This window comes from Streptococcus sanguinis SK49, from assembly GCF_000212815.1.
GTDB lineage: Bacteria > Bacillota > Bacilli > Lactobacillales > Streptococcaceae > Streptococcus > Streptococcus sanguinis_C.
This window is the reverse complement of sequence record NZ_GL890985.1, coordinates 957,016-971,347: the sequence shown is the minus strand read 5'-3', so window position 1 is coordinate 971,347 and position 14,332 is coordinate 957,016. Positions and strand designations below refer to the sequence as shown.

The following is a 14,332-nucleotide window of genomic DNA, read 5'->3' as shown; positions in this document are numbered from 1 at the left end:
TTAACCATTAAAAACTTTACCCAAAATCATCGGTTTTCTGTGAATATCTTTTCTAAACCTTCAAAAATGACATCCCGCAAGACTTCGTTATAACTGTCATACTGACGCATGGCTTGAATTTTGTCAAAAGCGATTTTAATCGTGCCGTCCACCAAAATCGTAAGCCCAGCAATTTCCTCATCTGACCCCTCTTTCCCGAAAGTGTCATTTAAAATAATCAATCGTCTATTTTCTTCCATTTCGCAAATATAATACGATATATAGCCTACTTTTATAAAGTTACACGGACATGCTCTCCGTCAACTCCGTCTAGAAATATCGTCGGTAAATCTGGATGTTGTTTTTTCAACTTAAATTTCTGCACTTTACTAAGTTCAGGCAAATAACCAAGCTCTCCGTCAGGAAATTTGTTCTCACATAAATCTTTATATAAAGACGTCACAAAGTCTTGCCAAACTGGCGAGGAATATTCTCCGAACCCCTCGAAAAGGAAACGGTAGCCGTCCGCTCTATCAAATGCCAGTAGCGCTACAGCGTTAGTACAAGCAGGATTGTCAAGTACCGCTTGCGGAAGGTCAAAGCCACTGTCCCAGTTATAATTGTCTAACAAGATGAACAGTTGTTCGGAGCTATTTATACTTTGAACTTGTTCTAGTGCTCTTGTTATGTCTTCAGAGAATAGAATATTTGTTAAAAATTTCATGTTATTAGTCATAAAATCATCCTTCAATAATTAGTCTAAATTTTTCATAAATCTTTCCCAAAGTTCGGCGGTTGCGCCAAATTTAGGATATAAAGGCAGACCCTTATCTTGCAGTATGCCTAATTTTCTTTGTAACTCTTTAACCTCTTTTTGCAACATTGCAGGAGATTGATTTACATCAATATTATCTAACTGTGCACGAACAAATTCATTATACGTGGAGTGATAACCTCTATGTCTTGATAATGGACTAACACTTGTAGTATCTACCGAATCTGGCACAGGCAAAAATTTCCCATTACTTGCATCATCCAAATCCATACCCATTTTTTGTATAACAGGGTGATCAGCCATATCTGCCGGAATGATGTGTTGGGCTTGATAACCAGTCCATTTTTGCCCCCTACTAAGCCCCATATCTTCCATCATATTTTTACCTAGTTTAGTTGAACTACCGCCTGTTACAACTCCATCTTGCCCAGGGATAACTCTAGGTGTCTGTTGTGATATTCCTTTATCGCTATTTGGATTATCCACCTCTTCTGGCTTCTGCACCTTCTTGCCAGCGTCAGGGGTGACTTCGGGTTGTCCGGCTTTGGGTAGGTCGGGCTCTTGCGCCTTGACCTTGGGAACGGCACTGGCACTAGCTGCCGCAGCGTCAATGTCTGGTTTGACCTTGGTTTCCATTTCTGGCTTGACCTTGGTCGGATTGACTTCGGCCGGACGACTGGTTTCGATGTCTGGCTTCTTGCTCACATCCACTTCTTTTGGACGACTGTTTGGTGACGCCACCTCGCTCGGCTTGAGTTGTTAATCTCGGATTGGATTGTCAATGTACTTGTTTAAAATTTCCATTTTGTTCCCCTACACTTTCCAGTATAACAAAAAAGAGGACTAACGTCCTCTTAAATAAAACTATGACTCCCTGATTTCAGCCAATCCACGAACAATAGCATCTTGAATTAAGTCTAAGGTTGAATTATATCCTTTTGTTTCCTTAAGAATATCTGTCACGTCTTTGACAACACCGTCAACAATGAGAGTAATGCCCTCTACTGTTTCTCCGCTATCGCCCTTTTCAAATTGTTCTGTCATCATTGTCATTTTCATTGATTTATCGGACATTCTTTTCCCCTTTCTTTCTATTTCTACTCATAAAAAGATTATTTATCCTCAATAATAGAAATATACTCACTAGGAATTGGCTCAGAAAGCCATATATCTTCATTCCCAATATAAAATTTTACACCATTTTCCCAAGCAGACTGGGCAGCAACTTCTAAAATGATAGCTCTGTCATCTCTTCTCAAAGCTACCTGCTTTGCTGTACTCACATCAGAAGACAAATGAACATACTGCCTTTCTTTTGGAATTAGCCCAGTTTGTAAAATCTGATTTAAAAATCTTTGAACTGTTCCATGGTATAAAACTTTCGGTGGTTTATTGGCTGTTTTAGATAATTTGTCTTTTATTGAATGTCCATAAAAAGCCCTAATCTTTTCACCTTTTATTTCATGACGCTTTTTGTCAGATAGTTCTATCATTGTTTCAAGGTCATCTCTTGTAAGTCCTTTCCATAAAGGAGTTTCTGATAAATTATGTATTAAATCATCAACTGAACACCACCCCTCCGAGTCCAGCTTTATACCATATTTATCTGGATTATGTCTTAATATATAGGATACTTCTCTACTAAGTTTTGTATAATCAAACAAGCCTTTCCACCTCAAAACTATCAGCAATTATTTGAAAGAAACCTGAGCCGTCTAGGTAAAAAGCATAATGATTAGGAGACCAAAACGCATAGTCCCTTTCATTTGCTTCTTTTAACTCCGCTAATCTTTTAGAATTTTCAATTTTAATGACTGTATCATAAGAACCCTCTGTTATTCCAAATTTTGAGGATGTCCGAGTAAATTCCAAGACTGATTGAAATTTTAGTAGAACATCACTAAATTGTTCCTCATCATCATAACCTGAAATCCGAATTGCAACCTCCAAACCTGTTATCTGAATTTCAGGCTCTTTTTCTAAATTTGAAGAAAACATAGGTAAAACATATTCTGTTTTGTATGTCATATTTATTATCCTTTTCTGTTACTTGGTCTAACTTCTTTAATACCATCTGAAGTGAGTTTGTTTCTTTGTAGTTGTCCGTCAAGCAAAGTCTCGTGTAACTTTTCTCCCGTCCTATCAATCGTATGCCAATCACTCCTAGGAATACCTGATTGAGTTAAAGCCTGTGATGTACGAGTATTCAATATCAAAGTATTTCCATCGCGATTGATATATTCAACCGGTAAGTCTTTAATATCTATTTTACCCGATTTTATTGCATCAACTAAATCATCAATTGTTTTTATAGGTTCCCCTGCTAATTCAGAATATATTTTCTGTCCTTCTTGACTGAACGAGTGACCATATGTCTTTTGTGCATAATTTGCATCTTCCGACATTCCTATACCAGCCTTAGTTGCTTCGGTATCCACCTCTTCTGGCTTCTGCACCTTCTTGCCGGCATCAGGAGTGACTTCGGGTTGTCCGGCTTTGGGGAGGTCGGGTTCTTGCGCCTTGACTTTCGGAACGGCGCTGGCACTAGCCGCAGCTGCGTCAATGTCTGGTTTGACCTTGGTTTCCATTTCTGGCTTAACCTTGGTCGGATTGACTTCGGCTGGGCGAGTCACTTCGATATCGGGCTTCTTGGTCACGTCCACTTCTTTCGGACGGCTGTTTGGTGACACCACCTCGCTCGGACGAGCTTGGCTGACCTCCGGCTTCACGGGCTTACCTGTATCCAACTCGCTGTTGGTCTTATCCACCGCTGGACGGCTTGGATTGTCAATCTCGGGTTTCGCCGTTTTAGTGGTATCAATTTCTGGCTTCTTATTTGGACCAGTTATCTCTGGACTGCTTGCACGGTCAATCTCAGGCTTGCTTGTCTTCATCACATCAAGCTCTGGTTTCTTGCTTGGACTTGGTATTTCTTGATGTTGGGGCGTTTGAATCTCTGGTTTTGGCTTCTTGCCTGTACCAAGCGTAGACGGATCCACATCTGTGTCCGCATGGGTCTTCAAGCCTGCATTGCCCGCTGGCAGATCCACACCTTTCCCACTACTTGGCAAGTCCACATCAGCTCCACTGCCACCCTTGCCAAATCTTGCTCGGGCTTTATTTCCAAGAGCAGTAGCTCCATGACCAATCGCACGCCCTATTCCAAACTGGAGTGCTGCGCCCAAGGGGTCATCCTGCATCGCGGTCACCGTATGAGCGATGTCATTGGCATCGTCGGCATAATTGACAGCTTTGCCTACCGTCTGTACCGTCGTAGAGGCGGCTTTCCCTGTCTTGGCAAGCACGCTGGCATAGGTCGCAAAGCCACCGGTCGCTGCCGTCAAGACTGCGTCCACACCTGCCCAGATGCGCTCCCCGTCAGTCAGCCGTTTCCCCGAAATGGTCTCCCCGCTAAACGCCTGATAACCGCTATCTGCCACCAGGTAAGCTGTCCCTGCTCCGATAAGGATAGGAGCTAGGGTACCGCCACTCAGGACGCTCCCTGCGATAATGGCACCCACTGCTATAATTTTACCACCAATTTCAACCCACTGCAACCAGCCTTTGTTGTTTGTAGTAGTCACAATGCGAGCTCTACTGGGCAAAACTGGAACGAGAAGCCAAACGGCGTAAAGAGAAAAATCGCCCCACTTATGAGTAAGTGGAGCGTCTTTTTTATTCTGTTTCCGTTTCTACCTTTTTCGCTTCTTTCTTATCTTTGCCCTTGCGGCGTGCCAAGACATCGGCGTAGTACTTGCGGCTGTTGTTGAGGACAGATAAGGTCTTTTGGTAAATAGCGTCTTCTTTCAACTGAGCTAGAATAGCTACATAGTCGCTTAGTTGTTGGTAAGGAACTGCCAAGTCCTTGCGCAGTTGCTTGGTGTCAAAGCTGACTTTAGCGAGCTTTTCTTGTGAGCGGTCAGAGAAAACTTTTTCAAAAGCAGCTTGGCTTTCGGTCAAGTTATTCATAAAGCGCCCAATTCCTAAAGTCTCAATAGCAGATTGGTATTCTGCTTTTCTGAGTTTTTCTAATAAGCTGTTTAAAAGTGCTGTTTCTTCTTCATAGGAAACCTTGGTCGCTTTCTTGTACTGGTCGAAAAGCAAGTCTAAAGTCTTGTAAGCTGCCTTTTCGTTTTCGCGGCGGCTATTGCGGTAAGGTTTAATCGCTTCGCGCAGTGCTTGAAAATCTTCATCCCGCAACAGATCGGCTTCGGTAATCGTGCTGGATTTTTCACTCGCCCGAACTTGTCCCAGCGACGCTTGATAAGCAGGCAAATTAGTCTTTAGCTGACCCAGCAGGTTAGACAAGATTTCTTCTTTCTTAACATCCAAGTTTTCTTTTTCCACATCATCCAAGAAACGCGCGATAAACTGAGAAAACTCGGCATAGCGTAAACTGCTCGTTTTCAGATTTAATAATGTTTGTTTTGCTGGCATATATCCACCTTTTCTTTTTCATTTTTATCCGATCCCCCTCGGATATGGTCATTACTTTTGAAAAGAGCTTGTCCGACCCTCTGACAGAGTAAACTGGAACAGATTTGCCTCATCAGAGCCTCGGATTGTGCTAATGAGAACAAGGGCAAACAATCTGAGCCTCTGATGGAGTCAATCAGAACTCGGGCACTCTTTCCGAGGGTCAGATTGTCTGAATGAGAACAAATCCACACAATCAGAGGATTGGTGTGTGCGAATGAGAACACGGACAAACAATCTGAACCTCTGACGAAGTAAACCAAAATTAGTCGACCCCGTCCGAGGGTCAGACAGAGTGAGCAAGTATGAGATAAAAGCAAATCATGCCTCTCCCAATCTCCCTCAACACTTACTCTTCCCAAAAGTAATAAAATTAGTATAGCATAAGATGAAAAGATGTCAAGGTAAATTGTATTGAATAACAAAAATACCCCAAATGTTATACTTTTCTTGATTAACATTTAGGGTACCAACAAATTATACTCTCTGTTTTAAAAATCTAATCCAATTATAATCCATTCGTCTACCAAAGCCCAAAAGTCAGACTGCCTTTTAGGAAGTTCTCTTGACGACCATAAATAGGTGTTTCCATTTTCGATGTCTAAAACAACGTATTCCCCCATACCGTTACTGAAAAAATTATAAAGTGGGATTAAATCTATGTCTAACTGTTGCAAATATTCCCAGTCATAATCTGCCATAGAGTTCACATTTTTAAGGTTATCAATCCCCATGCTTTTACTTGTATAATCATAAAAACCGTTGTGGATATGAGTATAGAAATCTGCTATTGATTGTTTTATAGTTGGTGCGTTTTCTCCAAACTTTTGTTTCAGCACCTCAACTGTAACGGGTTGCTTCCCTTCATAATAGATTTCTTCTCCTGTTTGGTAAGTCAAAATCGTATACAAAAGCGAATATTCGCCGTCTAAACAAATCAAGTCTATATTTTTTAAATAATCGCCTAAATAAGAAATTGTGTTTCGCAAATCAGAAGAAGAATATTCTTTCCACACTGAAAGAATTTTTTCTTTTCTTTCTTCCAAACTATCTGACAAAAGTGCTTCTTTCCAAAAATTTGGAATTGGAGCCTCTACAATTTGGCTTTCATCCGTCACAATTTCTACACTTGAACTAGATAAACTATATTCGTTTAAAAAATCTATTTTATTAGTCACTTCTGTTATCCTCCATTTCCTTTCACATATGAGTCTATCATATTTTGAATAATTCCTTCAAGTTCTTTTTCCCTAGCAATCATTTTTTCTCTAAATTCTGGATTGATTGGAATACCTTCTTTGACATACATTGTCCATTCCTCATAAGTTTTTGAGCCTTTAGAGGCATTTGCTGATTTGCTCAACCCAACGAAATTATCCTCATAATTTAATATTTCTAATTGTTGTTCTCTAGTTAGCTTATCAAAACCTTCCATTTTTGCAATTCTATCCATTGATACTATATGGTCAGCTTCTAATGTTTCTCCCTTTTCTATTGTATGTCCTGGAATAGCAGGGTCATCCATAGGCAAAACTACATCTTTATTGACTTTTCTCCTCATTTCTGGAGACGGCGTTTTCCTTCTCAGGCTTGCATATTCTGTGTCTGATATTCTTCTTTCACCATATCGAGGCTCAGTTGTTCCAACTTCGGTATCCACTTCTTCTGGCTTCTGCACTTTCTTGCCAGCGTCAGGGGTGACTTCGGGTTGTCCTGCTTTGGGTAGGTCGGGTTCTTGTGCCTTGACCTTCGGAACGGCACTGGCACTAGCCGCAGCTGCGTCAATGTCTGGTTTGACCTTGGTTTCCATTTCTGGCTTAACCTTGGTCGGATTGACTTCGGCTGGGCGACTGGCTTCAATGTCTGGCTTCTTGGTCACATCCACTTCTTTTGGACGACTGTTTGGTGACGCCACCTCGCTCGGACGAGCTTGGCTGACCTCCGGTTTAACCGTCTTGCCTGTATCAATCTCGCTCGGCTTGCTGTTGGTCTTATCCACCGCTGGACGGCTTGGATTGTCAATCTCGGGTTTCGCCGTCTTAGAAGTATCAATTTCTGGCTTCTTACTTGGGCCAGTTATCTCTGGACTGCTTGCACGGTCAATCTCAGGCTTGCTTGTCTTCGTCACATCAAGCTCTGGCTTCTTGCTTGGGCTTGGTATTTCTTGATGTTGAGGCGTCTGAATCTCTGGTTTTGGCTTCTTGCCTGTACCAAGCGTAGACGGATCCACATCTGTGTCCGCATGGGTCTTCAAGCCTGCATTGCCTGCTGGCAGATCCACACCTTTCCCACTACTTGGCAAGTCTACATCAGCTCCACTGCCACCCCTGCCAAATCTTGCTCGGGCTTTATTTCCAAGAGCAGTAGCTCCATGACCAATCGCACGCCCTATTCCAAACTGGAGTGCTGCGCCCAAGGGGTCATCCTGCATCGCGGTCACCGTATGAGCGATGTCATTGGCATCGTCGGCATAATTGACAGCTTTGCCTACCGTCTGTACCGTCGTAGAGGCGGCTTTCCCTGTCTTGGCAAGCACGCTGGCATAGGTCGCAAAGCCACCGGTCGCTGCCGTCAAGACTGCGTCCACACCTGCCCAGATACGCTCCCCGTCAGTCAACCGTTTCCCCGAAATGGTCTCCCCGCTAATCGCCTGATAACCGCTATCTGCCACCAGATAAGCAGTCCCTGCTCCGATAAGGATAGGAGCTAGGGTACCGCCACTCAGGACGCTCCCTGCGATAATGGCACCCACTGCTATAATTTTACCACCAATTTCAACCCACTGCAACCAGCCTTTGTTGTTCTCCTTCCAAGTCGAGCGCGCCCGCTCGTACTCGCCGACTTGCGTCGGAAACATAGCTTCCATGAGCTGTTGGTCGCTCAAGCCCTTGAGCTTTTCGTAATTCTCATGATCTTCTTTCTCAATTTTCGCCAAGCCTTCTTTTGCCAGCTTGAGCTTAACATCGTAGAGTTCCTTGGCAGCGGGTATCGGTGTTTTGTCGCTATTGACAATATCCGAAATACTGTAGTGCTCTGTGGTGGTGTACTCTATCGCAGTCCCGTACTCATCGTAAGCCGTGTTGGTTTTCGTATAAGTCAAATACTTACTCTTATACTGGTTTTTCCCTTCGTTGACCTTATTGAGACTCTCCAAAGCATTATCCAAACCCTCAAAGAATTTCCCGTCAATATTTTGGACGATTTCCTTGTGGACTTTCTTAGAGGCATCCAAGCGATGAAGAGCATGGTGCTCCGCATCTTCAAAAGGACCGACGGGCATGTCACGCCCCAAAGTCGCTTCTCCCGTTGCCACATAGAGATGAGCTAAGCCCTCAGAATTGACCTTATTTGACACTTCATCAATATCGCGTAGCAAGTCCTTTACGCAGTTGATGTTGCTGTGAAACCAACCCGTCTTAGAGCCTTCTTTAAAGTCAGGTTCATTCGTATAATATTTAGCCATTGTAACTCCTATCTATCAGGCTCCGCCAGTACCGATGATAATATCAGAAGACTTGGTCCCCTTCATATTCTTGTGAATTTCACCATTCTCGTCTTGAATAGATTTTTTCAGCTTGTCAACAGAGCCCTTAGGATCGTCTTTTATCCCCTGCTTGTCCTCAGCAGAAGTCTCGGAGCTATATAAAATACTGTTGGCGATGTCCATAGCCAGTATCTTATCAGTATCAATAAATTCGCTATAGGTGGTCTGTGTGTGCTTAAATATGACCTCGGTCAAAGTCTGAAAAGTCTGCGCTTTCGTGACAAATCGAATCAGCTGATTCTCATTTCCAACCATACGATTATGCACTTCTCCCTTTGAAGTGAGCGCAGGCAAGCCGTCAACTCCTTCTTTTAATTTCGTACTCAGCTGGGTTGCTGAAGTGACCATAGTTCGGATATGGAGCAAAAGCTGTTCCTGCTGCGTTAGGTCAATACTAATTTTGTCTGCCATATTACACCCTCACTTTCAAATCGTGGATAATCTCATCTCGTAATTCCTCACCGTCCACCGAGCGAATGCGTTCATGCGCCACATCAAACTCATACAAGCCCGATGGCGCCTCCAAAAAGAGACTGTCTTTCAGCAGCTCCTTGCGCCGAAATGTCTGCAAACGAATGGCTTCATTGTCGGCATAGTAAGCCTGTAAGCGAAAAGCCGAAAAAGGTTCCCAGCTGTAGTAAGCGTAGTTCTTGCGCTTCTCTTCCAAGTCCTTCAAAATCGGATGAATGTCTTTCAAATGCGCCAGAAAAACCAGGCTATGCAAAGTTTCAATCACATATTGATTATCGCCAATCTGCTTGATGACCGTCGTCGTCCACTTGTTGCTGTCGGTTTCCTGCGCGCAGAAATAATTGCTGTCCACCTGACAATGGTAAATCGCCTTGTGATAACGCTCCAGAAAAGCGCCGTAATAAGCGCACTCTTCCGTCGGCTCGTTATCAATCACCAAGCCCATTTTCCCCAAGTCCTCGTAGCCTTTTTCTAAAACCTGGCGCAGATTTTCCAAGCGAGTTTTTCCCTCTTCGCTAGGCAGGGGCAGAAAGAAGAGGTCATCCGAATAATCGTTAAACATGTGTAAGGCGTAAATCGCCTCCAAAGTAAAAGTCTTCATCCGTTGTCAATCTCCTTTTTTACATTGGCTTGGGAAGTTGAATTGAGCAGGGTTTCCAGCCCCTCAACAGCCGTTTTCAGCTCCTTCACGCTAGAAGAAAAATCACCTTGGTACTGTTTGAGAAAATCCTTCAGCCCCAGATATTGCTCCTTAGCCTTTCCGCTCCAGAGGCTCTCACTGCTTTCCATAGCGGAGATATTAGAAGGAATGGTTGTCTCTATCAAAGTCACGGCTGCTTTTAGATTTTCCAACACCGCAGCAATATTGCTACTTTCGTATTGTACCGTCTCAGCCGTATAACGGTCTTGAATATCATTGATATTTGTATTCATTTATACACACTCCTCCTTAATTACCACATTCTTTCGAAAGGATTCCATTTTCCTTCATTGTATTCAGATTTAGCACTATCAATCTGACTGTCAAGGCTACTGATTTTCGATTCTAAAAGATTGTGCAGATTGACGAATGACTGATTGGCGTCACGAACATAGTCGCGGTATTTTTTCATCGTTTTGACATCTTCTTTGAGATGTTCAGAAAGATTGCTGATGTAATGATAGCCCTCTTCACCGTCTACAATGCCGATGATTTTTTCACAATAATCGATAAAATTGTTCATATCATCCAGACTACGCATATGACTCAAACTATGCGACCGAATACTATTTCGCACCCGCTCATATTTTCTCTTTTCACCGCTCAGGTTTTCTACCCTGCTTTTCAATTCTTCATCACTTGCCATACTCTTCTCCTTCCTTAATTACGATACTGTTGGATAATCTCGTAGATTTCCTTTTTTCTTTCTCTGCCATGCCCGACTGATAGCTTTGCACAAAGACAAAAGCCACAACTACGAGCGCTGGAAGAAGCATCAGATATCGCTTTTTCCGCATAGACATAGGCACCACGACCTCTTTGGTCTTAACAGCTTTAAATTCTGGGTGCTCTTTTTCTATTTGATTTTTTGCCATAAATAGAGGAAAAGCCCCGACAAACCAAATAGGGAGCATAATAATCGTGAGAATAGAAAAATACCTATTGTAGGACGGTAAATCATTATATAGTAATATAATGACACCCGCCACTCCAATAAGGTATGCAAGTCCCCACCAAAGAAGCCAATGATAGGCCTCTTTTTTGATTATCAAATACTCCCTAAGCTGCTCATTTTGTTCCATACAGAACCTCCTTGCGTTGTTTTTTGGTCTCCCCTACCAAGAAGTTTAATGAGACTAATCTTAGTCTAAATGTACACTTCTAGCATACCATGAAGTAAAAAAATATGCAAATGTTTCCAATCTGTCTATTTACACACATCAGAGCCACAAAAAGCCTATTTTGTTAAATCAATTCGTCGGGCAATCAGGTTAATGACGATGGCTCCAGCAATCAAGGAAGCAAATTCTCCAATGGCCGTTGTAAACCAAGTCAGGAAGAATGGCAGGCCTTGCAAGAAGTGTAATTCTGCAGCAATAGTCACCATCGAAATAGAAAAGAATACTGCAAAATAGAAATGATCCAAACGAATCAAGCCTTTAATCAGATATTGATTCTTATAGCGACTGAAAAGATAGACACCTAGTGACAGGAAGACCAAGGTGGATCCGCCGCCAACAAAGACATCAATGATTCCAAAACTATATAGATTGGCAATCATACAGCCAATAGTCACACCCATGATATATTTCCGATTATAAAAGGCCATAAAGTTCATCATTTCAGAAATTCTGAACTGGTAAGCACCAAAGCTAATCGCATTTAAAGGGGGCGTAATCGTAAGGGCAACATAAATGGCAGCAACAATGGCAATCTGAGCCAAATCACGAACTCTCAGTTTTTCTTGTTTCATGTTTTCTCCTTTAGCGGCTTTACCGCGTGTAATATGCTTGGCGAAAGAAGCTAAGCGCCAAGGGTTGCATCACATGAGAGGAGCATCATTAGTTGATTCCCCCACAGATTTGGCAACCCAACTAGTATAGCATAAATCCTAGAAATATGATAGACTATCTTTATGAAAACTTTAATCAAAAAATTCTTTGACAATGAGGTTCTGTCCTATCTTTTCTTTGGTGTGGCAACAACTGTCGTATCCGTTGTCAGTCGGATGCTCTGCTATGAATTGACGGGAAACGAACTACTGGCTACAATAATAGGTGATATTCTTGGTATTCTCTTTGCCTTTGTAACCAACGATACTATCGTTTTCAAGCAAGCAAGGAGTGGCTGGCCTTCTAGACTTATCAAATTTTTCACTGCACGTTTGGCTACTATGGGCTTAAATTTACTATTGACTTTTATCTTTGTCACTAGTTTCCCACAGATTATAGGCCAGTTTGTCAATAACAATATTAAAATGGTCAATACCATCGAAACCTTCATTGCCCAAGTACTTATTATCGTCCTCAACTATATCTTTAGTAAGATTTTTGTCTTTAAAAACAAGAAAAAATAACAACAAATCAGTCTATTTCACCCTATAAAAGCAAATCTGGACCAGATAATTCTGATCCAGATTTTTTTATTCTCAGATTTCCAAGCTTGGATTATCAAGCGTCAGGTGGGTGATTTCACCTTTGACACCAAAATAGTCCTCAATCAGAGTCTGAAGCTCTATCATAGCTGCTTGGGCACGCACTGCCTGCTCTTCGTTGATGGACTCGATAACCAAGATGGCATTCTTGGTCTCCTCGGTCAGCATAGTTCGCTGGGCCTCTCGCCAGTTAAGGCAACGGCAGACAGCTCCCTCTTCATCATAGTAGATGATTTCTTCTGGCAGTGCCGGTGCGTCACTCTCAGCACCCAATGGGAAAAAGGCTTCCCCACCCTTGGCTTTTCCTAGATGAAGACCTCCGACAATCTTATCCAAATCCTCACCGCCACAAGGAACTGCATAAGACAGCGAGACACTGTTATAGATATCAACCAAAGGATTGATTGGATGAAATTCCCTCCCCTGACTAACCCGTTTGAGCAGGGCTTCGATAGAGGATCGTGCTCCTTTCTTGGTCTTGAATTGGCTGAAAGCCTGCCGCCACTCCTGAATGACTTCATTTTGAGTGAAGTTCTCATCTGGAATAAAGTCCTCAGCTCGTTTTGCTCCCTTATCCAGGAGGGATTTGAAATATGAGTCCTTACTCTCATCCACACTATTATCAATCCCCTTGACCACTAAAACACTAATCTGAGCTTCCGGAAATACTTGCCAAAATTCATGTTCAACTGTAACTTTCATGATGCACCTCTTCAATCTTAATAGTTTCTTTTTTGTCCTTTTTTGACGGCTTCCCAGTCACCTGTGATGTTTTCACGCACTCGGACCAGCATTTTTTCCAAGGCTTGCACTTCCGCCTGAGAAAAGCCCTGCAGGGATGTCTCTTCAGAATAGTCATTCTCCGCTAGGATAAAAGGATAAAGTGTTTCCCCTTTTTCCGTCACAAACCATTCCTTGTTCTTCTTGTTGTCTTTGGCTGCCTTCTGCTGGACCAAGCCCTTGGCCTCTAGCTTCTTGACAGAGCGGGCAACCGTTGAGCGATCCACCTTGAGCAGCTCCGACAGCTCCTCTTGGATAATTCCCGGATTCTCCGCGATTCGCACCAGATAAAGATATTGCCCCCGTGCCAGCTCTATGTCACGGAACTCAATATTAGCAATGGAATCCAAAGCCCGGGCGATAATCCCAATTTCCCGCAATACTGACATATCCCCTCCTTTGATTTTTATTTGAAACTATTATAACACATTTTGTTGCAAATGCAATAAAATTGCTGAAAAATAAAAAGAGGAAAATCCTCTTTAAGAAATCTATACCAAAATCCTTACAAGTAAGGATTTTTCTTATTCTTATTAAGATTAGTATTGATACTAGAGAAAAATGCAGAATTCAATTCTTGACAGTAGCTAATCAGTTCTTGTCGATCCTTGTCCTCAAACAGGTAAGCCATTGATACTAGGACCTGAATTGGAGAAATGACCTGCCTGAAGTTCTCTAAGTAAACTTCACGTTTAGCCGCTCTATAGAAGTCCTGGATTTCCTCATGACTGAGTACAACTTCTCTTTGATTCAAGCCTAGCAAAGCACCAGCAAATAAGTTCTGGTTGCCACTATCTAAGCTAGAGTATACATAGCTCAATTCTTTCTTGTCTTTATTTTGTAAATATACGATAGCTAAAGCCAAGCTTCGATAGAGAACAGTCGCTGAGTAATTTTCTTGAACTAATTCCTCCAAATAAGGCAGTAGGCTAGTACATTCCGTAGCCGCAATTGCTAAAATCAACTCATTCTGAGCTTCCCAAGACCTTGGTTTAGTCATAACAAAGTCCAGAGCTTCAGCTAATGCTTGATCCAGGCCTTCTATACGTTGGTGTCTCATTTGCTTGGCTGCTCTCTTAAGTAGAGGTAGTTTTTGAGATAGGAGCATAGAAACAAGTTCTTTATTTGAAGATACTGCTAATTGTTTTGCAGTTTTTAAAGTAGGCATAGTTT

Annotated in this window: 20 protein-coding genes and 1 riboswitch; of the genes, 1 reads left to right on the top strand and 19 read right to left on the bottom strand. The window is 42.4% G+C overall.

Going from position 1 to position 14,332, the window contains the following annotated elements; all coding sequences use genetic code 11:
* Positions 1-26: 26 nt before the first annotated feature.
* From HMPREF9380_RS06180 to HMPREF9380_RS06250, 16 genes are all read right to left on the bottom strand, one after another.
* Positions 27-239, bottom strand: a complete 213-nt coding sequence (locus HMPREF9380_RS06180) for a hypothetical protein (RefSeq protein WP_002924195.1) — start codon at positions 237-239, stop codon at positions 27-29.
* A 32-nt stretch (positions 240-271) separates the two neighbouring features.
* Positions 272-715: a DUF4274 domain-containing protein gene (locus HMPREF9380_RS06185; RefSeq protein WP_002924193.1), complete on the bottom strand. Its 444-nt coding sequence runs from the start codon at positions 713-715 to the stop codon at positions 272-274.
* 18 nt (positions 716-733) lie between these two features.
* Entirely contained in the window at positions 734-1,459 is a 726-nt protein-coding gene (locus HMPREF9380_RS06190; protein WP_231908363.1) for an AHH domain-containing protein, read from the bottom strand.
* Positions 1,460-1,618: 159 nt separating this feature from the next.
* Entirely contained in the window at positions 1,619-1,828 is a 210-nt protein-coding gene (locus HMPREF9380_RS06195) for a hypothetical protein (protein WP_002924190.1), read from the bottom strand.
* A 38-nt stretch (positions 1,829-1,866) separates the two neighbouring features.
* Positions 1,867-2,418: an RNA 2'-phosphotransferase gene (locus tag HMPREF9380_RS06200; RefSeq protein WP_002933177.1), complete on the bottom strand. Its 552-nt coding sequence runs from the start codon at positions 2,416-2,418 to the stop codon at positions 1,867-1,869.
* Positions 2,411-2,782 (bottom strand): hypothetical protein, encoded by a 372-nt coding sequence (locus HMPREF9380_RS06205; protein ID WP_002924187.1) that lies wholly within the window; start codon positions 2,780-2,782, stop codon positions 2,411-2,413. The genes HMPREF9380_RS06200 and HMPREF9380_RS06205 overlap by 8 nt, the downstream gene beginning before the upstream one ends.
* 5 nt (positions 2,783-2,787) lie before the next feature.
* Positions 2,788-4,338, bottom strand: coding sequence for a hypothetical protein (locus tag HMPREF9380_RS12010; RefSeq protein WP_002933175.1), 1,551 nt, complete (start codon positions 4,336-4,338; stop codon positions 2,788-2,790).
* A 91-nt stretch (positions 4,339-4,429) separates the two neighbouring features.
* Entirely contained in the window at positions 4,430-5,191 is a 762-nt protein-coding gene (locus HMPREF9380_RS06210) for a DUF6261 family protein (protein ID WP_002933172.1), read from the bottom strand.
* A gap of 530 nt (positions 5,192-5,721) precedes the next feature.
* Entirely contained in the window at positions 5,722-6,408 is a 687-nt protein-coding gene (locus tag HMPREF9380_RS06215) for a hypothetical protein (protein WP_002933171.1), read from the bottom strand.
* Between the two features lie 5 nt (positions 6,409-6,413).
* Complete coding sequence (locus HMPREF9380_RS12005) at positions 6,414-8,693, bottom strand: hypothetical protein (RefSeq protein WP_002933170.1); 2,280 nt, start codon at positions 8,691-8,693, stop codon at positions 6,414-6,416.
* Between the two features lie 15 nt (positions 8,694-8,708).
* Positions 8,709-9,185 carry a hypothetical protein gene (locus HMPREF9380_RS06225; protein ID WP_002924162.1) on the bottom strand — a complete coding sequence of 159 codons (477 nt, stop codon included), beginning with the start codon at positions 9,183-9,185 and terminating at the stop codon, positions 8,709-8,711.
* Position 9,186: 1 nt separating this feature from the next.
* Positions 9,187-9,846: a hypothetical protein gene (locus HMPREF9380_RS06230; protein ID WP_002924161.1), complete on the bottom strand. Its 660-nt coding sequence runs from the start codon at positions 9,844-9,846 to the stop codon at positions 9,187-9,189.
* Complete coding sequence (locus HMPREF9380_RS06235; RefSeq protein ID WP_002924160.1) at positions 9,843-10,178, bottom strand: hypothetical protein; 336 nt, start codon at positions 10,176-10,178, stop codon at positions 9,843-9,845. The genes HMPREF9380_RS06230 and HMPREF9380_RS06235 overlap by 4 nt, the downstream gene beginning before the upstream one ends.
* A 20-nt stretch (positions 10,179-10,198) precedes the next feature.
* Complete coding sequence (locus tag HMPREF9380_RS06240; protein WP_002924159.1) at positions 10,199-10,591, bottom strand: hypothetical protein; 393 nt, start codon at positions 10,589-10,591, stop codon at positions 10,199-10,201.
* A complete protein-coding gene (locus tag HMPREF9380_RS06245) occupies positions 10,581-11,027 on the bottom strand; it encodes a hypothetical protein (protein ID WP_002933169.1) in 447 nt (148 codons plus the stop codon). The genes HMPREF9380_RS06240 and HMPREF9380_RS06245 overlap by 11 nt, the downstream gene beginning before the upstream one ends.
* A 155-nt stretch (positions 11,028-11,182) precedes the next feature.
* Positions 11,183-11,698, bottom strand: a complete 516-nt coding sequence (locus tag HMPREF9380_RS06250) for a QueT transporter family protein (RefSeq protein ID WP_002933168.1) — start codon at positions 11,696-11,698, stop codon at positions 11,183-11,185.
* Positions 11,696-11,832, bottom strand: a riboswitch (PreQ1 riboswitch). It overlaps the preceding gene by 3 nt.
* Before the next feature lie 28 nt (positions 11,833-11,860).
* On the opposite strand from HMPREF9380_RS06250, the gene HMPREF9380_RS06255 reads away from it, so the two are divergent.
* Positions 11,861-12,301: a GtrA family protein gene (locus HMPREF9380_RS06255; protein WP_002924154.1), complete on the top strand. Its 441-nt coding sequence runs from the start codon at positions 11,861-11,863 to the stop codon at positions 12,299-12,301.
* Between the two features lie 72 nt (positions 12,302-12,373).
* Here the strand turns inward: HMPREF9380_RS06255 and HMPREF9380_RS06260 are convergent, their stop codons facing one another.
* The 3 genes from HMPREF9380_RS06260 to HMPREF9380_RS06270 form a co-directional block, all read right to left on the bottom strand.
* Positions 12,374-13,081 (bottom strand): B3/B4 domain-containing protein, encoded by a 708-nt coding sequence (locus HMPREF9380_RS06260; protein ID WP_002933166.1) that lies wholly within the window; start codon positions 13,079-13,081, stop codon positions 12,374-12,376.
* 17 nt (positions 13,082-13,098) lie between these two features.
* On the bottom strand, positions 13,099-13,548 hold the full coding sequence (locus HMPREF9380_RS06265) for a MarR family winged helix-turn-helix transcriptional regulator (protein WP_002924152.1): 450 nt from the start codon (positions 13,546-13,548) through the stop codon (positions 13,099-13,101).
* A 116-nt stretch (positions 13,549-13,664) separates the two neighbouring features.
* Positions 13,665-14,327, bottom strand: coding sequence for a hypothetical protein (locus HMPREF9380_RS06270; protein WP_002933159.1), 663 nt, complete (start codon positions 14,325-14,327; stop codon positions 13,665-13,667).
* Positions 14,328-14,332: the final 5 nt, after the last annotated feature.